The following is a 21,181-nucleotide window of genomic DNA, read 5'->3' as shown; positions in this document are numbered from 1 at the left end:
CGCTCAACACGCTAGGCGGGCCACTGCCCACCTGCACGCCGAGCCCGGCCGCAGGCCCCCATCCGAGGTCATAGGTCATGAGGATGACGAGCCGGGGCGCCGGGCCGGCTGTGGCAGCTGTACCCGCGCCGACCCAGCGGATGAGACGGTTGACGCGCGTCCGGGGCGGGGGCCGGTCCGGATCCTGGTCCGGCGGGCGCCCACGCGGGTCGCAGCCGCTCCGGCCCGGGATGCCCACGTGTTCACGTCGGATTCACCTGCGCCCGGGAGCCTGGGCTCCATGGCCCTCAGTAGACGAGCACTACTGGCACAGGCAGCAGCTTCGGCCACCGCCGTCGCCACCCCCTCGCCCACCGCCGGCGCGGGCGGGGAAGCCGCACCGACCACGACCACGACCCTGCGCGGCACGATCCCGCCCGGCGCACCGGACTTCGTGTACGTCCCGCTGGACGTCCCTCCCGGCGTACGCGAGCTGCGCGTCTCCTACCGTTACGACAAGCCGCCCACCCCGGCGGGCACGCCGGGCAACGCACTCGACATCGGCCTGTTCGACCAGCGGGGCACCGCGCTCGGCGGCCGCGGCTTCCGCGGCTGGTCGGGCGGTGCCCGCAGCGAGTTCTTCCTCCGTGCGGACGAAGCCACCCCCGGCTACCTGCCGGGACCGCTGGAGCGCGGCCGCTGGCAGATAGCCCTCGGCCCCTACACCGTGGCCCCGCAGGGCCTGCCCTACGAGATCACCGTCACGTTCGTCCAGGGTGCACCGGCACCCGCCGTCCCCGTGGCCTACCCGCCCCAGCGCATCCCGGGCCGCGGCCGGGCGTGGTACCGCGGGGACTGCCACGTCCACTCCGTGCACTCCGACGGCCGCCGCACCCCGACCGAGATCATCGCTCTCGCCCGCGCCGCCGGCCTGGACTTCGTCAACACCTCCGAGCACAACACCCACAGTTCCCACACAGCCTGGGCGGGCGCCGCCGACAGCGGGCTCCTCGTCCTCACCGGCGAGGAGATCACCACACGGACCGGCCACGTCCTCGCCGTGGGCACGGACCCCGGCACCTTCATCGACTGGCGCTACCGGGCCCGCGACGGCCGCTTCGCGCGATTCGCCCGCGCCGTCCGCCAGGCGGGCGGCCTGGTCGTGCCCGCCCATCCGCACGCCACCTGCCTCGGCTGCGCCTGGAAGTTCGGCCTCGGGGAGGCCGACGCCGTGGAAGTGTGGAACGGCCCCTGGACGGCTGACGACGAGGTGTCCCTGGCCTCCTGGGACGCCACCTTGTGCGGGGCGTACGGTGACCGCTGGCTGCCCGCTCTGGCGCACAGCGACTACCACCGCGACCCGGACCGCATCGGCGGACCCCAGACCGTCGTCCTGGCCGACGACCTGTCCCGCGAGTCGATACTGGCGGGGCTGCGCGCCGGACGGGCCTACGCCGCCGAATCCTCGTCCGTCTCCGTGGACTTCACCGCGGTCACCCCGCGGGGTGCCCACGCGGGCATCGGGGAGGCGCTGGCCGTGGCCGGTCCGGGCACGGAGGTCCTCGTACGGCTGTCGGTGACCGGTGCGGAGGGCTGCGAGCTGCGGCTGGTGACGGACCAGGGCTTGGCCCTCACCGTGCCCGCGGCGACGGCCCTCGAATGGCGCACGACGCCCGCCCGCACCGCCTACGTCCGCGCGGAAGTCCGGCATCCACCCCAGGCGCCGCCCCTCCCCGGGCCGCCGGCCGCCCTCACCAACCCGATCTGGTTGCGCCCCTGACGATGGCGGGAGCCCGCCTCCGGCCCGTCCGGACAGCGGCCTGTACCGCGGCGACCAGCTTGCGGCGGCTCGGGCCCGGCTCGGGCAGGGCGGCGGCACGCTGCCGATCCGGCCGGTGGAGCAGGACTTCCTCCAGGTGTCCGACCGGGCCCAGCGCCTCCGCCGGGCTGTGCGTCGTACGGCGGTCGCGATGGTCACGGTGCTGGCGGTGCTGGCGAGCGTGCTGGCGGTGGTGGCGCGGGGGGCGCAGCAGGAAGCTGAGAACCGGGCGGCCGTGCTCATGGTCGACCAGCTGGCCTCGCAGGCCGACACGATGCGCGAGCGCGACCCCCAGACGGCGCTCCGGCTGAGCCTGGCCGCGTACCGGTTGCGAACACGCCCGGGACCCGTTCAAGCCTCTACTCGGCCTACCTGACTCTGACACCCTTCGAGTTGCCCGCACACGAGCGTGAGCCGGTGCTCTCCGTCGCCTTCAGCAGCGACGGGAAGCTGCTGGCCACCAGCCAGCGGGGTGGACGGGTCGCGCTGTGGGACGTCTCCAGGACGAACACCCCCCGCAAGGCAACGACGCTGGACCTCACGAGCAGCGCGGCCATCGCCTTCCATCCGCAACGGCGGTTGCTGGCGGCGCAGACCGCGACGGACCTCGTCCTGTGGGACGTGGCCGACCCGGCGGAGCCGAAACGCCTGGCCCGCAACGCGATCACCGGAGGCGAGACCTTCACGGCAGCGTTCAGCCCGGACGGCCGCACGCTCGCCGCCGGGAGCGCGGCGGGGAAGCTGCGGCTGTGGGACGTGTCCGAACCCTCGGAGCCACGGCTGCGGGCGGAACGCACGACGGCGCGCGAGGACCTCGTCGCCCTGTCGTTCAACAGTGAGGGGCTGCTGGCAACGGGCAGCGATGCCGGTGCGGAGAACGGCAGGGCGACGGTCCAGTTGTGGGATGTCGCAGATCCGGCCGGTCCGCGCCTTCTGGACACGGCCAACCCGAAGACCGTCATGGCCATCGCCTTCCATCCCCGCCGCAACCTTCTGCTGTCGGCGGGCGCAGCGGCGGAGACGGCCTGGTGGACGGTGGAAGCGGGCGGCCATCTCGCAGCTGTGCCCCCGGAAGAGGAGTTGACCAGGTGGCCGTTCGGATTCGAGAACATCCGGTCGATCAGCTTCCACCCCGACGGCGGGACGGCCGCGGCCGCCGACTCCTACAAGACTGCAGGCGTCCGCCTCCGTACTGTGCCCGGAAACGGGAACCTCTACGACGAGAAGGCCGGCGCCGGAACCCTGCCCGGGACCGAACCCGTCCAGAGCGTGGCCTACAGCCCGGACGGCCGCCACCTCGCCGTGGGCGACGTCGGGGGACGCGTTCGGATCTGGCCGGCAACCAAACCGTACGGAGCGATCGAGGGAGAGGTGCAGGACTTTGAATCCGACACGGATCCCGTCAGCCCCGACGGCCGCTTCGTGCTCACGCAGGTCCCGAACCCCGAGAGCTCGGTCGTATGGGACCTGCTGCCGGCGCGCACCACGAAGGACGCCGAACCGCGTCGCCGGTTCACGCTTCCCCACCCCTGGTCCTCCAGGGCGTTCCTGCCGGGCAGGGACCGCCCGATCGTGCTGGCGCACCGCCTCGGCGAGGGAGGGGAAAGCATCTTCCGCTTCTGGACCTTCGACGACGAAAACGAGCTGCCCGCGGAAGCCGGCGAGATCACCTACGCCGCCGTACACGGCGTGACGCCTGCTGTGTCGTCCGACGGCAAGCTGCTCGTGCTCAGCTCGCCCGACCACGCCACGGCGCAGGTGTGGGACCTCAGTGACCCACGCCGCCCCCACGAGTCGGAAGGGCGGATCACGCTCGGCCACGGCCCCGTTGGCGTCGAGTACCTGCCGGAGAGCGAGCTGATCGTTGTCCAGGAGCCGACCGAAAACGCGAAGCTCTGGGACGTCAGCGACCCTGCCCACCCCCGGGAGGGGGAGCGGCTGCCTGCCGCGCCCCATGGGTACTGGTCGGCCGGGAGGGACCGGCTGATCACAGCTCTGCAGGACGGATCGCTGCAGTTCTGGGACGTGAGCGACGCTCAGCACCCGAAGAAACCCAAGGCGCTGCGCTTCGACCTGGAGATAGAGCAAGTGCAGTTCAGTCCCGATGGCAAGCAGGTCGTGACGATAAGCGGCGGCGATCCGCCGTACCGCATATGGGACCTGGAGCCGGACGGCGAATGGCGTACCCCGGCGGCAGCCACGCTCGACGCCAGGAGCGATGTCGTCATGCCCGCCTCGTTGCCCGGGTACATGCTGGTACAGGGGGGCGGGGCGATGGACGGCGGGACCACGAGGCCCAAGTACACCTTCCTCCTTGACCGAGACACCGACGCGATCCACGAGCACCTCTGCACCAGGTACCCGCTCAGTGTCGAGAAGGACCAGTGGGAGGCGCTCTTCCCGCACGTCCCACACCAGCGCTCGTGCGGCTGATCCGGCCCCGCCATGAGCGCCTGCTTGAGGAAGTACATCCGGCTTCTCGTCCGCACCTCCTCACCACCGGCCAGGCGGGGGACGCACCGGAATTCACCCGGGTCATGGCCGCAACCCGGGTGACGAGCGTATGGCGCTGAGGTTCCGAACGAACGTCGCGGAAGTTCAAGTACGTGCCGTGTAGGTATTCCTAAGATTCGACGGCAGAAGGGAAACCCGGGCTGTTCCTGGACGGGTGCAGACCCAAGGACAAGAAACTCGTGAAACAAGAGAAGTCCAGCCGGATGGCCGTCATCGCAGGTACCGGCGCCGGCACGGACATCCCCCGACGGGGTGATCGGCAATGGCCGTCCGTCAGCACCGGCAGCGCGCGCAGCCTGCCTGCGGACAGCCCTGTTCCGCTGGAGCCCGCTCGCTGCTGATCAGCCGGTTCCACGCCTTCTGCGCGCCGAGCTCGGAGGCGGCCGAGCGAGGCACCGGGCCGGCTTGAAGAGAACCATCCCGACTTTTCGGCCCCTTTGGTACATGCAAGCAATCAGCTCTTTGATCGTCGAGGAGCTCTATTTTCTGAAGCCCGGCGGTCGGACCGTGCTGCCGTGGGAAGCGGAGACATGATGGGCCAGAGTCCTTATGACTATGTCGTTGTGGGAGCGGGGACAGCGGGGTGCGTGATCGCCTCCCGGCTTTCGGAACGCCCCGGTGTGCGGGTGCTGTTGCTGGAGGCGGGAGCCCGGGACGCGACCGAGGCGATGGCGTCTCCTTGGGGGTTCCTGGGGTTCGACCCGTCATCCCTCTGGCCGGGCGCCTCGACCGTGCAGGCCGGTACAGGCAGGGCCGCTGACGTGCTGCGCGGTAAGGCGCTCGGCGGATCGTCGAGCATCAACGGCCTCTACCACCTGCGGGGGCACCGCTCCGGTTACGACGAATGGCCCGGACTCGGTGCTCCGGGATGGGGCTTCGACGATCTGCTGCCCTATTTCCGCCGCAGCGAGAGCACTCGCAGTCGTGATGCCTCCGTGCGGGGCACGGACGGGCCGGTCGTGGTCGCCCCCGTTCCGGAACCCCATCCCCTGGCCACGGCGGGCGTCGACGCCGCGGTGCAGGCCGGATTCACACGCGCCGACGACATCGGCGGCGGGCTGGAGACCGGGTTCGGGTGGAGTGACATGAATCTGCCCGGCGGCGCCCGCCAGAGCGCGGCCGACGCCTACATCCGTCCGTTCCTCGACCGGCCGAACCTGGACGTCGTCACGGACGCGACCGCGCATCGGCTGCGCATCACCGCGGGCCGCTGCACCGGCGTCGAGTACACCGTGGGTGGCGAGCACCTGTCCGTCGAGAGCGCCGAGGTCATATTGACCGCGGGGGCCATCGGTTCCGCGCACCTCCTGATGCTGTCAGGGATCGGCCCGGCACGACACCTTGGCGAACACGGCATCGTCGTCGTCGCCGACCTGCCGGGAGTGGGATCCCATCTGCAGGACCATCCGATGGCGGCAGTGGTGTACGAGGCCAGCCGGCCCGTACCTTTCGTTCCTGCCAACCCGCCGGCCGAAATGATGGGCCTGCTGTACAGCGACCCCGCCGCGGCCCGGCCGGACCTTCAGGTCTACATCGTCGCCGCACCGCTCCCGTCGGCATGGGGCCGGCCGCCGGCGGGCGGCTACTCCATCGCCTTCTCCGCGATGGCTCCGCACAGCAGCGGCACCGTGCGCCTGGCGGACGCCGATCCCGCCGGCGCTCCCGTCGTCGACCCCGGCTATCTGAGCGACGACCGTGACCTGGAGGTCATGCGCAAGGGCCTGGCAGTGGCACGCCGTATCGGGGAGGCCGACGCGTTCGCCGACTGGCGCAAGCAGGAAGCGGTGCCGGGCCCCGGGACGAGCGGCGAATCCGTGGAAGAGTTCATCCGCAAGGCCACCGGCCCCTACTTCCACTTCACCGGCACCTGCCGCATGGGAACCGACGCCGATGCCGTCGTCGACCCTGCGAACCTTCGCGTACATGGGATCGCCGGGCTGCGGGTCGCCGATGCCTCGGTGATGCCGTCCATCCCCTCGGCCAACACCAACGCGACCGTCTACGCCATCGCCGAACGGGCTGCCGAACTGCTCGGCTGAGCCTTCTTCCGCGCCCACGGCGCTTCCATCAGCAGCGCGTCGAGCCCGGCGGGCAGGTTCAAATCCAATTGCATGTGAGTAATCCTTGCCGTTCCTCACATGCATTTGAAGTTAATGGTGGGGCTATATACCTTCGAGACGAAAGCGCGGGAAGCAACGCGCAGTTCGGCCCCGACCGGCCTCATCCCCCCCTCCTCAGACAGGAGCACCACCATGTCCGAAACGCTTGAGACCACCGACGTCGTCACCTCCGACGCCGACCTGCTCGACCGCACAGCGACCGCCGTGCGCGCCGCCGGTGCGGCGCTGCGCGAGCGCTTCGGCGATGTGGTCCGCTACGAGACCCGCGAAGAGCTGATGCAGGCGCTCGCCGTCAACGACAGCACGGCCCTCGACATCCTGCGCCCCCGTCTCACGAGCCTGCGCCCGGAGGCCAGTTGGGTGGAGGACGAGCTGGACGGAGGGGCGCTGCCGCCCGGCGAGTGGTGGGTCGTGGACCCGGCCGAAGGCAATGTCAACCACCTGCACGCGCTGCCGGAGTGGGCGGTGACCGCCACCCTCGTACGGGAGAACCAGCCGGTGCTCACCGTGGTCCACCTGCCGCTGACCGGCGAGACCTACACCGCGCTCACCGGTGCGGGCGCCCACCTCGACGGCCGGCCGCTGCACGTCTCCGGGACCGAGGACCTCGGCCTGAGCATCGTGGCCACCAGCCAGGCCCGGCCGGACGAGGACGAGAAGGTCGTACGGCGCGTCGGCTCCTCGATCACCGCGATGCTCTTCGACGCGCTCGTCGTCCGCACCGCCGTGCCCGCGACCCTGCACCTGACGAACGTGGCCGCAGGCCGGATGGATGCCTTCTGGCAGTTCGCCGGCGCCCGAGCGGACCTGCTGCCCGGCGCGCTGCTCGTCACCGAGGCCGGCGGACGGATCTCCGACGCCGAGGGCCGCCCCTGGACCCCGCAGAGCGACAGCTTCCTGGCCGCCGCGCCCGGCGTCCACGCCGCGGCCGTCGCCACGCTCTCCCGCTGACCCCGCACACCACAACCGCACCCACGCAAGGACCACATCATCATGACCACGATCGCAGTTCTCGGAAACGGCCGCGTCGGCGGCAATCTGGCCGCAGCCCTCACCCGGGCCGGACACGAGGTGACGGTGGCGGACCGCGCGCCGGGCGCCGCCGCCAATGCCGCCCGGACGGCCCGGATCGTCATCAACGCCACCCCGGGCGCCGGCTCCCTCGAACGTCTCGCCGCCCTGCGCGAAGAGCTGCACGACAAGATCCTCGTGGACGTCTCCAACGCCACCACCGACGGACCGGACGGACTCCCCGCCGACCTCATCTACCCCGGCTCGAGCCTCGCCGAACAGCTCCAGGAAGCACTGCCCGAAACGCATGTCGTCAAGACGCTCAACACCATGCTCTTCCCGGTGATGACCGCGCCGGCCACGCTCACCCAGACGCCAACCGCCTTCCTCTCAGGCGAGGACCCGCTGGCCAAGCAGACCGTCCGTGAACTGCTCGTCGACCTCGGCTGGCACAAGGAATGGATCACCGATCTCGGCGGGATCCAGACGGCCCGCGCCACGGAGGCCGCGATCCTGTTCGTCCCGCACGTCATCCGGTCCATCGGATTCACCCCCTTCGCGATCTCGATCGCCCGCTGACCGTCGAGCCGCGCACGCTGCAGGTCACCGGAGCCGGCACCGGCACGAACGGGTTCCCCGTGCGACAGGCTGATCTTGGCCGAGACGGCTTGGCAAGCACGATCGGCATGGCCCGCTCGCTGGAAGACGCCCGCATTCGGCTGCGGCTGAACCCCTTCGAACGGCTCATCGGTGAGGGGGCGGCCCGCGCCGGAGCCGGTCGCGAACGACAGTCGGTGCTTCGCACCGGCGCCGGCGGCCGGCTTCCGTGACCGCGAGGCGAGCCCGGCTTGATGCCGTACCTGCCACAACGGCCCACCGCGGCGCGTACTCAGGCGATCAGCTCATCTCGCCGGTCCAGAAACATCGGCTCTGCCTCTCGACCGCAGCAATGCGAGCCGTCTATAGGAAGATTGGCACGGTGTCCACATGAGTCATGGCGGCGTCCTGCGGAACACGATCACCACAGGATGGCGTTGAAGCAATGAATACGAGGATCGGAGAGGGATGCACGGTACTGGTGCGGAGGTCGACGGCGCGCGCGGGGTGTTCGCAGTGGACTCGACCGCCCCGGGCTTCGCACCGCGGGGACTCGACGTCTTCCGGCGCGGGTGGGAGACGCAGGTCGGCGACGATGTCTTCCAACTGCCGGCCTTCAGCCCGGACACGATCGGCGACTTCCGGGTCAAGGGCAACGTGGCCAAGGTGCACGGCGCGGCGATCGCCGATCTTCACGCCGCGTCGGCAACCCGGACCGCGGACGTCCCGGGCGGCGATCAGGATCTGGTGGCCATGTACGTCGTGCGGCGCGGTGCATGGACTCTGGGCGGCCCGCCCGCGTACGGCGACCAGACCGTGTCGGCCGGGCAGTTCCTCGTCCGGCACCTCGGACGCCTGACGGCCTTCGAGACGACGGCGCACCTCACGGCGAAGTTCCTCGTCCTGCCCCCCGGCGAGCTCAAACCCCTGCTCGGGACCCGGGTCATCACCGGGCCGGCGGACTCGGCCGAGATGCGCTTGCTGACGGCCCTTACCGACATGATTCACACAACCGTGGCCGACCTCGGCCCGGCCGGTGTGGCAGCTGCCCAAGGCACCCTGATCGAGCTGACCAAGGCGGTGGCGAAGGGCCGGTTCGACGACGTAGAACCCCGGTTGGCTCCCGCGCTCACCCAGGCGGCCAAGGACCTCGCGGACCGTCGTCTCGCCGACCCCGACCTTTCTCCGGCGATGCTCGCCCGCGAACTCAACGTCTCCGTCCGTACGCTGCACCGGGCGTTCGCCGCGGTGGGTGAGCAGGTGACCGCATACATCCGCCACCGGCGACTGCACGAGGCCCGGCTCGCCCTTGTCGCGCCGTCAGGGCGCCTGAGTATTTCGGAACTCGCCGCACACTGGCAGTTCGCGGACGGCAGTCACTTCACCCGAGCGTTCAAGAAGCACTACGGTCAGACTCCCACCGAATACGCCCGCTCGACCGGAGCAGCCCCGCCCTCGCCGAACCGGCACCCGCCGGGCCGCGGGCCGGCCGAAAGCGCGTGACCAGAGGCATGGCCGCAGTCCCGCGGATGCCGCCGACTCGTGTCCCAAGCAAGGCACCCCGGCGCTGTGGGCGGCCTGGGCACCGACCGGCGGCTCGACGACCTGCATCACCACGGAAGCCTGGCGAGAGGCTGTCCACGACGCGATTCACGCGGGATTGACTGAAGAGTCGACTCACTGGCCATACGCCATTCGTGCCGTGAACGTGTCAGTACGGTCCATTGACCGCGGAGATCGACGACGAACACCGCCTGGCTGAGGGATCCGGGGTGCGGCGCCTGGTATCCGTCGGGCTGGCCTCCGTACTGCCCACAGCGGCCGGGGCGCCGCTGATGGACACACCGGACCATCCGCAGGAGTGGCGGGCGTTCTACGTCGGCCACGGCGCCGGAACCGAGGCCTTGAGGGCGTCCGCGCCCGAGGGCCTCCGCTGGGCGGTGCCGAGCCCGTCGGGCGAATTCGCCGACGGGGAGCCGACGGGCGGCTACGCCTTCGCTCCCGCGGACGCCACCGACCGGATCACCGACGCGGACTTCGCGCGGACGGTGCCCAGTGAGGCGGGGTTTGCCTTTCCCGACCGGTCGTGGTTCCTCCCTCATCTGGGCCGGCGGCTGCGGCTGCGGCTGCGCTTCGGCGCAGGGGCGTAGAGGTCTTCCTCGACGTCGGATTCCGCGTAGCTGGTGGGAACGACGGTGGGGCGACCGCTGTCCGTGAAGAAGGCCATCTGGCTGGACGAGGGGCGGCGGCTGCGGTCGCGCTCCCGCTGCGGCGCGGGTTCGGCGGGGGCGCCGAAGAAGGCGTTCCTCGTGTCCACGGCGCGACTGCTCGACCTGCGGCTGTCCGGTGCCCGGCTCGACGTCCGGTGGCGCCCGCGCTCCCGTTCCCGCTCGGGCGGCGGTGCGGGTTCGGTGGGGCCGCCTCCGTACGCGTAGGCGCCTTCGATGCTGACCGAGCCGCGGCGACTCCTCCTGCCGGAGCGCGCCCCCTCGTCCCCGGAGTCGACGGCGTAGTGGTGGCCGCCGCCGCGATGGCGCGACTGGCTGCGGCTGGGGATCTGACTGCTGACGGGATGGTCGTCCTCGTACTCCGGCGCGGCGTAGTTGACGGGGGCGGCGGCGGGAGGGCGGCCCGACCTGCTCAGCGGTGGGCGGCTCGACCTGCGCCGAGGGGCGGGAGCGGGGGCGGGAGTCTCGCTGACGCGGCTCCTGCTCTTGCTCCTGCTGCGGTACGAAGGGGGGCCGTCCTCCTCCTCGGGGCTCTCGCTGCGCGAGGCCGCCTTGAACCGGTACGTCTTCCGGCGGGCGGCCACGTCGGCCCCCTTGTCCTTCGTGGTCTGCCGGTGACCGTAGCCGTGTTCCTCCAGGTCCGCGTCCTCGTCGGAGACGCCTCCCGCGTACGTCATGCCCTCCGGCACGGCCTTTCGGTTCAACACCCCGTAGAAGCTGTTGTGCGTCGACTCCTTCCCGTACATGGACGGATGGGGCAGGGTCTGGCTCACCGTCACATCGGGCCGGTCGGCGGTCTTGGGAAGCTTGATGGTGTCTCTGACGAGCTTTTGGGTGGAGTAGCCCGCCTCTCGTCCCGTGCGCGGCATCTGGACGTGCACGTTGGCGTTGGGGGCGAGCTTGCGGACGAGATCGGCGGCCTTGGGCGCTCTCATGTCGACACCGTTGATGACGGGGACGTTCAGGCGCCGCAGATCCTCGCGGTTGGCCGCGTACTGCTGGTAGTCGGGCTGCTCCTCGAACGTGGTGACGGCGGTCCTGGCCGCCTCGCGCGGGTTCTTGCGCAGCCGCGCCCGCACCCCCGACAGGTCGGCCTCGGACATGAGGAGCTGGCTGCGGTCGTGCAGGTTTTCCTCGGGCGGGCGGACCTGGCCCGGCGGGTGCAGGTTGCCCACCGTGGGCCGGACGCCGATGATCTGGTCGGGGTACACCGATATGCGCCCCTGTTCGGTGGTATCGAAGATGTGCATCACGCCGTCCGACGAGGCCCTGACGTACCGGCCCATGACCGAACCGCGTGCGGTCGCGATCTCGAACATCTGGTTCTGGTCGCTCGGATACATCTTCCTGCCATCGGTGGACCGCGCGCGGGCCACCGAGATCCCACCACCGGTCCGCACGGGCGCGGAGGCCGGTGCGGAGACACCGGATCCCGGGCCCGACAGGTCGGGCATGGCGCCCTGGGCCATGCGTCTGCCGTTCGCCGTGGCGTGGCGCTCGAACGGGTCGTCCTGGTGGGAGAGCTTCACTCCCGCCCCGTTGTCGGTCCCGGGGACGGAGCCCAGGGACTGCTGTCGGACGTGGTCGAGTTCGTGGAACATCGTCTCGTCGTCCGTGCCCTGCGGGCCGACGACGATGTCGCTGCCGGTGGTGTAGGCGCGGGCGCCGAGCGCCATCGCGGAGCGCTGTGCGACCGGGTCGCTGTGGACGCGCACGTGTCGGAAGGACATGCCGTAGCCCTGCTCCGCCCTCGCCAGGAGACGCGGGTCCAGCGGGCGCCCCGGGGAGCGAACGGCGTCGGCCACGGACGACTGGTCGGCGGAGGCCTGATGGACGGGCGCCTGGTCGGCGAGCGGCTGCTCGGCGGACGGCCGGTCGTGACCGCAGCCGGTGCCGTGCTCGTGCTGTTCTTCCTCGATGGCGCGGCTCACGTTCGCGTTTCCCACCGAACGCTGGAGCGTCAGGACGCGCTGCGCGAGCGTACGCGGTCTCTCCGTGCGTCCGCCGCTCTTGCGGCCAGCGGACTGCTCGGCCTGTGTCTTGTATGCGCGCACGGTGCTCCTCGCCACTCGACGCCCGATCAGGAATGGTCACCCGCACCGCGGCGGGAGCGAAAGGTCCGTGAGGGCAGAGTCGCGGGGGGTCCGGGTGGACGGGAGGGCCGTAAGGGCAACGTCCGCGCTCGATGCGCCGCTCGGACCCCTCGGCCTCCGGACCCTCCGCCCCCGGCTCAGACGGGGTCTTCCGCATGGCTGCTCAGCACGGCGCGCAGGTCCACCCGCCGCCGGATGCCGAGCTTGCGGTACGTGCTGGTCAGATGGGTTTCCACGGTACGCAGCGCCAGGTGCAGAAGCTCGGAGATCTCGGCGTTCGTACGGCCGTCGGCGGCCAGTGCCGCGATCCGGCGTTCACCGGCGGTCAGCGAACCCGGGCCGGTGAGCGAGGTGTTCCGGCGGCGGGAGCCGCTGGCGCGCAGGGCCCGTTCCGCGCTGCCCGACAGCCGGATCGCGCCGAGCCGTTCGGCCGCCGTCGCGGCCTCCCTGAGCAACGGGCGGGCCCGGCGGGGCTGCCCGGCGGCCGTGAGCTGGAGGCCGTGGGTGACGAGCGCGGGGATCAACTCGATGTCCAGCGAGGTGCCGCGCAGGATGCCGACGGCCTCGGCGGTGAGTTCGAGACCGCGTCGGCCGCCGGTGGCCGCGCCCAGGACGCGCATCGCGCGGCCCCGGACCCGGGGAGTGCCCCACGCGGCGGCGTACCGGCTGTCTTCCTCGGCGAGCGCGAGCGCCTGGGGGGTTTCCCCAAGAAGGAGAAGGCATTCGGCGGCGGCCGAGCGCCACGGTGTGTTGACGAGGCTCTCCACTTCGCGGCCGAGTTGGCGCCTGCCGCATTCGCGGAAGTCGGCGAGGGCGCCCGCCGGATCGCCCACGGAAAGACGCAGAACGCCGCGCGCGTAGAGGAACCGGTTCAGCTCCCCACTGTCGTTCGCTTCCTCGACATCGATGTCGGCGATGAGTCGCTCGGCCTCGGCGGCGCGGCCGCGCTCGGCGAGTGCGATGACGCGATGGGCCAGGAGGTTGCTCACACCGGTACGAGCCGCGTCGGCCGGTGTCCGCAGCTTGTCGGCGGTCTCCTCCAGCAGCCACTGGTACTGGCCGCGTGCGGCGGCGGTGTCCGCCCGCGAGTCGAGCAGGGAGCGGTGGACGGGGTGCAGCGGCGTCAGCCAGTGCTCGGTCAGCCCGGCCCTGACGAGCCGTTCGGCATCGTCCGAGGCGTCGGCCCACTGGGCCACGGCGGCGGCCGTGGCCAGTAAGTAAGGCACCAGCAGGGGATCCTCCGGGGCGGCCAGCAGTTGCCGGATCCGTTCCACGGCCGACGCCGCGGACAGCGCTCCGGCCGCCGCCCTGTAGCGGATCAGCAGGGCGTGCAGGGCCGGGCTGATCCAGTCGGGGGATTGCTCGGCGCGTTCGCGCAGCCGGGTGTGGACGGCCCTGCGGATTTCCGGATCGTGGTCGGAGAAGAACGCCGATGCCGTCTGGACGGCACGGGCGAGGACGGGTTCCGCGTCCAGCGGACCGAGATCGCGCAGGACGTCGAGCGCGGCGTGCGGCCTGCCCTGGTTGGCCAGGGCGTTGCCCAGGTTGACGGCGGCCAGCACCCGCCCCCTGGTCTGCTCCTGCAGTCGCAGCGCTTCGGCGAGCCGGGGTATCCCGCCCGTCCGCTGGGTGGTGAACTCCAGTTCGCCGAGTTCGGTGAGTACCGCGGACCGTCGCTCGCGCGGCAGCGGTTCGTCCAGCGCGCGGCGCAGATAGAGCGCGGCGGCGTCGGTCCTGCCGGCCCTGGACGCTTCGGCCGCCGCGTCCAGGAGGGCTCTGTCGACGGGCGCCCCGCCTCCGGCCGCACCGGGCGGCTCCGTCCCTCCGGCCGCGCCGGCGGGGGAGGTGCGCAGCAGATGCCCGGCCACTGCTTCGGCCCCGTCGCCCCGGCGTCGGCGCAGTTCGGCCGCGCGGTGGTGCAGAGACTGCCGGTGCGAGCGGGGCCAGCCGTCGAGGACCGCTCCGCGCAGCAGCGGATGCGCGAAGCGCGGGACGCCGGTGCCGGGGGCGCGGCGCAGCAGCCCGAGCCGGATCATCGCGGCGACCCAGCCCGCGACGCGGTCAGGATCGGCTCCGGTGAGCTCGGCGAGGAAGCCGACGAAGTCGAGGCCCGGGTCGGGCTCGCCGGGGCCGGCGGCCCCCCGGCGGAGGTCGGACGTTCCGGCCCCGTCGGGGAACCCGCTTCCCCCGACTCCCTGTTCGCCGTCCTCCTGCCTTCCCTCGTCGCCCTGTTCCGGAGTTGAACCCTCCAGTTCTGCCAGCGCGCGGGCCACCAGGGTGCTTTCGTGCCCCGCGCTCTTCAGCCACCACGAGACAGCCGCGACGAACGCCCCCGGGTACAGCTCGGCGCACCTTTCGGGAAGCCGCGGCTCCGGGCCGCTGCTGTCCGACGCGCCGTACGGGAAGACCGCCCGCAGGTCGTCGAACAGCGAGCGCAGCAGCAGCGGATTGCCGGCGCCGGCCCGTATGCAGCCGTCCAGCCAGGCGTCGCTGGTGTCCGGGCCCAGGGCTCTGCGGACCAGTTCCGCGGCGGCGGAGCGGCTCAGCGGCGCGAGCGCGTGCATCCGCACGGTGTCGGGGGGCAAGGAGTACGCGAGGCCCGCTCGGGGCGGGGCGATGTCGTACTGCCCTCGTTCGGTGACCACCATGAGGACCGGCATTCCGGTCAGCCGCCGGGCGGCCTCGGTCAGCCAGTTCCGGGAGGCCTGGTCGGCGAGGTGCACGTCCTCCACGGTGATCAGGAGGGGGGACGCGGCCGCGTGCTCGCACAGTAATCGCCACAGGCGGGACGAGTGGCTCGAGAGCTTCGGAGTCTGCGGGTCACTGTGGAGGTCGCCGGGATCGGACTCCGCGTCGAGGAGCCGCTGGACCAGGGCGAGGGGGGCGCCGGGGCAGTCGGCCGAGGCGTGGGCCCGCAGGACCTGCATGCCGAGCTTCGCGCCCTGTTCGGCGGCGACCTCCAGCAGCGCGCTGCGGCCCGTGCCGGTGGGCGCGCGGAACAGGACCAGTCGACCCGATCCGTTCAGGGCCCGATCGGTCTCCGCCGCCAGCAGCTCCAGCGCGTCGTCGCGTTCCAGGAGCCCGGCGGAGCCGGGACCGGGGATCGACGGTGTGGCCGAATCAAGTGGGTGATGCCGTGGCCGGATCGATCCCACTGTCACGCCGATCTCGTGGTCGGTCTCGTGGTAAGCCACGGTGGTGGTCGTCCCCTCGGCGAAGGAAGGATGTAGCAGGCACGCTTTGGTCTGATGAGTGAGACGTGAGGACGTATGGGATGGTTCTTCGAAGTCCGAACAGAATTCCGGTAGAGGTCCACGCGTCGGACCCGCTGTCCCTGGACGGAGCAGTCAGCCAACTGCGCCGCCACTCCGAGGTGGAGCTCTTCGAGGAGGGCGCGAGCCGGCCGGGCACGGTCGCGGTCCTGCTCGCGGAGGTACTGGACGAACCCACGATGTCGCGGCTGAGGCGGCTGACGCGCGCGGACGGCATCAGGGCGGTCCTCGTCACGAGCCTCATCCGCGAGGCGGAGCTGCTCCAGGTGATCGAGTACGGGGTCGGCGCGATCGTCTGGCGGCGCGAGGCCACCGGACACCGCCTTCTCCAAGCGGTCCTCGCGGCCTCCCGGGGCGACGGGGACCTGCCATCGGACCTGCTGGGACGGCTGATGGCCCAGGTCGGCACGCTGCAGCGCGGCACGACCAGCGTCTCGGGAGCCACGGTGTCCGGCCTGGCGCCGCGTGAGATCGATGTGCTCCGACTGGTGGCCGAGGGGCTGGATACCGCGGAGATCGCCGGCAAACTCTCGTACTCCGAACGCACGGTCAAGAACGTCATGCACGGCCTGACGATCCGCCTGCAGCTCCGCAACCGGGCGCATGCCGTGGCCTACGCCTTGCGCGAAGGCTACATCTGACGTCTCGCGCGCCGGTACCGCGCCGTACAAGGTCCCCGAGGACAGGAGCAGGGCGACGCGGGGGCAGCGGAGTTGCCCCCGGATCGTCCCCCGGGTGCCTCGCGGGCCGCCGCCCCGGCGGCCACGATGGACCGGGCTCCTCCATGCCCGGGCGTCGACGCGAAGGGCAGTGCGACCGTGATTCACGAGGTGGACGACATCCTGAGAGGGCTGCTCATCCGCGGCTCCTTCGCGGGGTCCGAAGTCGAAGTCACCTTCGACGCCCCGACGCGCGACTGGGCGGCCCGGCGCAACGCGCCGACCATCGACGCGTATCTCTACGACATCCGCGAGGACACCAAGCGGCGCCAGCGCGGCAGGATCGGGCTCCGCGACGAGCAGGGGATCACCGTCAAGGAGCACCAGCCACCGCGCTGGTTCCGGCTCTCGTACCTCGTCACGGCCTGGACCAAGCGTCCGCAGGACGAGCACCGGATGCTCTCCGCGGTACTGCACACGCTGCTGCCCAAGGAGATCCTGCCGCCGGAGGACCTGACGGGCACCCTCGCCGGACTCGGCCTCTCCGTCCCGTTGACCGTCGCGGGGCTGCACACCGAGGCTCGCTCGCTCGCGGACATCTGGTCCGCGCTGGGCGGTGAACTCAAGCCCTCGCTCGACGTGGTGATCACCGCACCCTTCCTGGCATCCCCCGACTACCGCGTCGGTCCGCCGGTCACGGAGGGGCTTGGCGTCCGGGTCCGGGGCACGGACGGCGGGTCCGACGACGGTCCCACGCGCCACCACAGCGCGAAGAGCGTGGCCGCCGCCAAGGAGGACTTCGTGCGGAGGAACAGCAGGACGGGATCGGTTCAGGAGCAGCAGAAGTGAACGACTCCTCCCCCCTCCTCGAACGGCTCGCGGAACTGCGCGCGCGGGTGGCCCTCCTCGTCGATCGCCGCAGCGCCACGGACCCGACGGCCACCGACCCGATGCGCGGGATGTACCTGACGGGGGAGGCGGTACAGCACCTGCTGTTCGGGCGTACGGAAACGAAAGGCCTGATTCCGTCCGGCCCGGACGAACGGCTGGGGTCCGGCGAACCCGGCGCGGCAGAGCAGCCGGAAACCGAGGACGCGGCGGAGTCGGACGAGACCTGGCCGTCCGAGGACGACCGCCTCCACTGGCTCGCCCACTGGCTGCGCCTCAGCCCCCTCGACACCCAGATCCTGCTGATCGCGCTGGCGCCCGACCTGGACCGCTCCTTCGAGGCGCTGTACGGCTACCTCAATGACGACGTGACCCGTCGCCGGGCGACCGTGGCGCTCGCGCTCGACCTGTGCGGGGTGCCCACGCACTCCGCCGCCGGACGCTCCCGGTTCCATCCGGCCGCACGGCTGCTCGCGCGCGGGCTGATCGAGGTGGACGACCCCGAACGTCCCTTCCTCAGCCGCTCCTTGCGCGTTCCCGACCGGGTCGTGGCGCATCTGCTCGGTGACGACACCCCGGACCCGGCGCTGCAGGGCAGCGTACGTCCGCTTCCGTACCGGCCCGGCGCAGCGGACGAGGAGAACGCGGCGGCCACCGGCACGCCGGACGGCGGCGACCCGCTGACCCGGAGACTGGCCGGGCACCTCGCGGCGCGCCCGCTCACCGCCTACCTGCGCGAGCACCGCGACGGCGACGGCCTCGCCTGCGCCACCGCCGCCCTGGGCGCGGCGGGCATCCCGGCCCTGCACTTCGCGCCGGCAGGACGCCCCGAGGAGCACCGCCCCGAGGAGCACGCGCCGGAGCACCGTCCGGCGGGGGAGCGCCTCCCGTACCGGGAACTGCTGCGCGAGGCGCGGCTGACGGGACGCGCGATCGTGGTGACCCCGCTGCCCGTGAAGCCCGGGGAACTGATCCGGGCGCTCACCGTGACGGACGTCCCGGTCCTGTTCGCGGACCCGCGCCCGTACGACCCGCAGTGGTGCGACAGCGGACGTGACCCGATCGTGCTGGACGCGCCCCGGCAGCGGGCCGGCGATCTCGACGCCTGGCGGGCGGCGCTCGGCCCCCGGGAGCCGGCGTTCGACCTGGCGCCGGTCGTCGCCGCGTACCGGCTCGGGCCCGGCGGGATCGACCGCGCGTCCCGCGCGGCGCGCGACCTCGCCGCGTTCGACGGTACGGAACTGTCCGCCGCGCACCTGCGGTTCGCGGCCCGGCAGCAGTCCGCGTCGGGCCTCGAGCGGCACGCCCGCCGCATCCGGCCCGACGTCGACTGGAACGACCTGGTCCTGCCCGTGGGCCCGCTGGCGCAGCTGCGGGAGCTGGTCCTTCGCGCCCGACACCGCGACCGGGTGCTCGGCGACTGGCGGCTGAGCACGGGCGGCGGGCGCGGGCGGGGCGTGGTGGCGCTGTTCGCGGGCGACTCCGGGACCGGGAAGACGCTCTCCGCCGAAGTGGTCGCGGGGGAACTGGGCCTGGACCTCTACGTCGTACAGCTGCCGTCCATCGTGGACAAGTACGTCGGCGAGACGGAGAAGAACCTGGAGCGGATCTTCACCGAGGCCGACCGTACGGACACGGTGCTGCTCTTCGACGAGGCGGACGCGGTCTTCGGCAAGCGCTCCGAGGTCAGCAGCTCCAACGACCGCCACGCGAACATGGAGAGCGCCTACCTCCTGCAGCGGCTGGAGTCGTTCGACGGAATCGCCCTGCTGACCACCAACCTGCGCTCCAACATCGACGACGCCTTCACCCGCCGGCTGGACCTGGTGGTCGACTTCCCCTTCCCGGACGAGGAGCAGCGCCTGGCGCTGTGGCGGCACAGCCTCGCCCACGTCCCCTGCGCCGAGGACATCGATCCGGCCTTCTGCGCAAGGGACTTCGAGCTGGCGGGCGGCTCGATCCGCAGCGCGGTCGTCACGGCCGCGTACGCGGCGGCGGGCCGGGGCGACGGTGTATCGACGGCGGATCTCCTGGCCGGCGCCCGGCGCGAGTACCGCAAGGCGGGCCGGCTCGTCCTGGACGACGCCTCCTGGTAGACCGTCTTCGGACGGCGTGTCCCGGCCAGGCCGCGTCCTGGCCGAACGGTCACGTGCCGCGGGTCCGCTGCGGCCGGACCGCGAGGGTCCGGCCGCCGCGGGCGGCGACCCCGGGCCGCGGCTACTTCATCGGTCCCGGGAGCCAGTCCTTGGCCGTCACCGTGCCCGGCGTGGCCTGCTCGTGGACCCAGCCCAGTTTCGTCTTCGTGAGAGTCGGCTCGTCGAGGACCCCGGTCTGCTCGGCCCCGAACTGGGCCTGGTACTCCTTGATCCGGTCCGTGTCGGCCCGAGTCGGCTTCTCCTGGAGCTGTACGTGCTTGCGCAGGTAGTCGATGTTGGCCTTCGTATACGTGACCGTCGTGGCCAGGTCGCCGTCGTCGAACTCGCCCTGCGTGCCCCAGAGCAGGATGTTCCGTATCCAGGGCACCTCCGGGCTGGCCTGGTTCTGGTTCAGCGGCACGTCCTTGCTGGCGACGAAGTGCGCTGCCAGGAGCGCGGTCATCGTGGTGCGGCCCAGGTTCCCGGGCCCGTCGGTCTTCGCCATCTGGCTGAACTGGCCGTACTTCGAGTCGTTGGACTGCTGGAAGCACGTCAGCGCCTGCTGGGTCGCCGCGTCCAGCTTGCCCACGGTGTAAGGGGCGGTCAGCTTGCAGTCGGCCGCCCCCTCGACCAGTCGTACCTGTGCGAACTGCACGAAGAGGTTCGGCTTGTCCTGCGACGTGATGGGCAGCGGAGCCCGCGCGGGCTTGGCCGCCTCCGGGGGCTTCTTCTCGCCCCCTCCACCGCCGGCGTCCGGTCCCTCGGGCTGCGCCGTGGGCGAGGCCGCCGGCGTCGGCTTGCCGGTCGGCTGCTCCGGCAGCGTGGTGGCCGCCGCCTGCTGCAGCTTCTCCTGCGCGAGAGTGCGGACCGGCGCCTTGTAGGTGAGCCAGAGTACGACTGCGGTGACGGTGAGAGCGAGCAGCAGGCTCAGCGAGGTCATCATCCAGACCGGCAGCAGTGTGCGCTGCACGTATGTGCCGTTCACCACCAGGGGGTCGAAGCCCGAGCGCCGCACCGACAGCTCGTACGGCCGCTGCTGCTTCTGCCCCACCCAGGTGATCTGCCGGGGCTTGAGCGTCGCGTCGACGAAGGCGGCACGACCGGGTTCGATCTGGACGTTGGACGGGACGATCTCGTACGAGAGGTCGTCGCTGGTCTTCTCGCCGCCACCGATCGACGCCGTGAGCACGGTGTTGCCGAGGTTGTCGACGGCCAGCTTGGGCCGGCCCCTGAAGCGTCCCTTGACGGTCTGCGGGACCAGCTCGGCCCGCACCTCCATGAACGTGGTGAAGGTGACGTTCCCCTCGGCGACCGTGGCCGACCCGGGGTGTTCGGTGGGCAGGATGCGCACACCGTACGGGTGCGGGCCCGCGGTCGCGTCCGGGCTACGGGGCGGGGCGACCGTCAGCTCCACGGTGCCGGTGGTGCCCGGAAAGAGCCTGATCGTCGGCGGTTCCACCGAGACGTACGGGGCGATGTCGCCGACCGCCTCGAAGCGGTACTCGTCGACGACGTCGCCGGTGTTGCGCAGACGCAGTCGTACGGTGGTGCTGCTGCCCGGGTCGACCGTGGTCGAGGCGGGCTCCAGGGATGTCCAGGTCGTCACCCGATGGACGCTACTGCCCACGGGAGGGCCGGCATCAGGGGCCGCCGGGTAGCGCCCGCTGCCCGAAAGGTAACGCCCGCTGCCCTCGAACACCCCTGCGTGCGCCTGCCGTCGAGGGACGCGGGACCGAGCCCGCGGCCGCGTTCCACGCCGCTCCGCCCGGCGCCGCCCCGGTACGTCCCCGCCGCGGGCGCCTGGCGGCGGCCCGGCCTCGCGGTCATCCTCCCGTTGCCCCTGGGGGCATGGTCACTGCCCCCGAC

General features: G+C 71.7%; 15 protein-coding genes and 1 pseudogene. 13 read left to right on the top strand and 3 right to left on the bottom strand.

Annotation, left to right across the window (positions count from 1 at the left end):
* Nucleotides 1-280: 280 nt before the first annotated feature.
* The 10 genes and pseudogenes from JYK04_RS08220 to JYK04_RS08180 all read left to right on the top strand — a co-directional run bounded on the left by JYK04_RS08220 (nucleotide 281) and on the right by JYK04_RS08180 (nucleotide 10,190).
* A complete protein-coding gene (locus tag JYK04_RS08220; protein ID WP_189734408.1) occupies nucleotides 281-1,759 on the top strand; it encodes a CehA/McbA family metallohydrolase in 1,479 nt (492 codons plus the stop codon).
* 115 nt (nucleotides 1,760-1,874) lie between these two features.
* On the top strand, nucleotides 1,875-2,174 hold the full coding sequence (locus JYK04_RS08215) for a hypothetical protein (protein ID WP_189734406.1): 300 nt from the start codon (nucleotides 1,875-1,877) through the stop codon (nucleotides 2,172-2,174).
* 17 nt (nucleotides 2,175-2,191) lie between these two features.
* A pseudogene (locus tag JYK04_RS42370) lies at nucleotides 2,192-2,281 on the top strand (hypothetical protein); the annotation flags it as partial.
* A 138-nt stretch (nucleotides 2,282-2,419) separates the two neighbouring features.
* Nucleotides 2,420-4,231 carry a WD40 repeat domain-containing protein gene (locus tag JYK04_RS08210; RefSeq protein ID WP_202186046.1) on the top strand — a complete coding sequence of 604 codons (1,812 nt, stop codon included), beginning with the start codon at nucleotides 2,420-2,422 and terminating at the stop codon, nucleotides 4,229-4,231.
* A 614-nt stretch (nucleotides 4,232-4,845) separates the two neighbouring features.
* Nucleotides 4,846-6,351 (top strand): GMC family oxidoreductase, encoded by a 1,506-nt coding sequence (locus JYK04_RS08205; protein ID WP_189734775.1) that lies wholly within the window; start codon nucleotides 4,846-4,848, stop codon nucleotides 6,349-6,351.
* Between the two features lie 213 nt (nucleotides 6,352-6,564).
* On the top strand, nucleotides 6,565-7,383 hold the full coding sequence (locus tag JYK04_RS08200; protein WP_189734402.1) for an inositol monophosphatase family protein: 819 nt from the start codon (nucleotides 6,565-6,567) through the stop codon (nucleotides 7,381-7,383).
* 42 nt (nucleotides 7,384-7,425) lie between these two features.
* Entirely contained in the window at nucleotides 7,426-8,022 is a 597-nt protein-coding gene (locus JYK04_RS08195) for an NADPH-dependent F420 reductase (protein WP_189734400.1), read from the top strand.
* A gap of 89 nt (nucleotides 8,023-8,111) precedes the next feature.
* A complete protein-coding gene (locus JYK04_RS08190) occupies nucleotides 8,112-8,273 on the top strand; it encodes a hypothetical protein (protein WP_189734806.1) in 162 nt (53 codons plus the stop codon).
* A gap of 235 nt (nucleotides 8,274-8,508) precedes the next feature.
* Entirely contained in the window at nucleotides 8,509-9,543 is a 1,035-nt protein-coding gene (locus JYK04_RS41085) for a helix-turn-helix domain-containing protein (RefSeq protein ID WP_189734399.1), read from the top strand.
* Nucleotides 9,544-9,764: 221 nt separating this feature from the next.
* Entirely contained in the window at nucleotides 9,765-10,190 is a 426-nt protein-coding gene (locus JYK04_RS08180) for an NAD(P)-dependent oxidoreductase (protein WP_189734397.1), read from the top strand.
* Here the strand turns inward: JYK04_RS08180 and JYK04_RS08175 are convergent.
* Entirely contained in the window at nucleotides 10,139-12,322 is a 2,184-nt protein-coding gene (locus tag JYK04_RS08175; protein ID WP_189734395.1) for an eCIS core domain-containing protein, read from the bottom strand. The two genes, JYK04_RS08180 and JYK04_RS08175, sit on opposite strands and share 52 nt — an antisense overlap.
* A 176-nt stretch (nucleotides 12,323-12,498) precedes the next feature.
* Nucleotides 12,499-15,555 carry a LuxR C-terminal-related transcriptional regulator gene (locus tag JYK04_RS08170; protein ID WP_229875047.1) on the bottom strand — a complete coding sequence of 1,019 codons (3,057 nt, stop codon included), beginning with the start codon at nucleotides 15,553-15,555 and terminating at the stop codon, nucleotides 12,499-12,501.
* 80 nt (nucleotides 15,556-15,635) lie between these two features.
* Here JYK04_RS08170 and JYK04_RS08165 point away from each other — a divergent pair, with 80 nt between their 5' ends.
* From JYK04_RS08165 to JYK04_RS08155, 3 genes are all read left to right on the top strand, one after another.
* Nucleotides 15,636-16,274: a helix-turn-helix transcriptional regulator gene (locus tag JYK04_RS08165; RefSeq protein ID WP_189734394.1), complete on the top strand. Its 639-nt coding sequence runs from the start codon at nucleotides 15,636-15,638 to the stop codon at nucleotides 16,272-16,274.
* 177 nt (nucleotides 16,275-16,451) lie between these two features.
* Complete coding sequence (locus JYK04_RS08160; RefSeq protein ID WP_189734392.1) at nucleotides 16,452-17,141, top strand: Pvc16 family protein; 690 nt, start codon at nucleotides 16,452-16,454, stop codon at nucleotides 17,139-17,141.
* Nucleotides 17,117-19,276 carry an ATP-binding protein gene (locus JYK04_RS08155; RefSeq protein WP_189734771.1) on the top strand — a complete coding sequence of 720 codons (2,160 nt, stop codon included), beginning with the start codon at nucleotides 17,117-17,119 and terminating at the stop codon, nucleotides 19,274-19,276. Before JYK04_RS08160 ends, JYK04_RS08155 begins: the two co-directional genes overlap by 25 nt.
* Before the next feature lie 121 nt (nucleotides 19,277-19,397).
* Here the strand turns inward: JYK04_RS08155 and JYK04_RS08150 are convergent, their stop codons facing one another.
* The gene (locus tag JYK04_RS08150; protein WP_189734390.1) at nucleotides 19,398-20,921 is read right to left on the bottom strand and encodes a COG1470 family protein; all 1,524 of its coding nucleotides are present in this window, start codon (nucleotides 20,919-20,921) and stop codon (nucleotides 19,398-19,400) included.
* Nucleotides 20,922-21,181 lie beyond the last annotated feature (260 nt).

This window comes from Streptomyces nojiriensis (assembly GCF_017639205.1).
Classification (GTDB): domain Bacteria; phylum Actinomycetota; class Actinomycetes; order Streptomycetales; family Streptomycetaceae; genus Streptomyces; species Streptomyces nojiriensis.
This window is presented reverse-complemented; position numbering and strand designations above follow the sequence as displayed.

What these genes read in the sequence shown, in the direction of transcription:
- JYK04_RS08220 (WP_189734408.1), top strand. Translation starts at nt 281, where the DNA reads ATGGCCCTCAGTAGACGAGCACTACTGGCACAGGCAGCAGCTTCGGCC.
- JYK04_RS08205 (WP_189734775.1), top strand. Translation starts at nt 4,846, where the DNA reads ATGGGCCAGAGTCCTTATGACTATGTCGTTGTGGGAGCGGGGACAGCG.
- JYK04_RS08200 (WP_189734402.1), top strand. Translation starts at nt 6,565, where the DNA reads ATGTCCGAAACGCTTGAGACCACCGACGTCGTCACCTCCGACGCCGAC.
- JYK04_RS08195 (WP_189734400.1), top strand. Translation starts at nt 7,426, where the DNA reads ATGACCACGATCGCAGTTCTCGGAAACGGCCGCGTCGGCGGCAATCTG.
- JYK04_RS41085 (WP_189734399.1), top strand. Translation starts at nt 8,509, where the DNA reads ATGCACGGTACTGGTGCGGAGGTCGACGGCGCGCGCGGGGTGTTCGCA.
- JYK04_RS08165 (WP_189734394.1), top strand. Translation starts at nt 15,636, where the DNA reads ATGGTTCTTCGAAGTCCGAACAGAATTCCGGTAGAGGTCCACGCGTCG.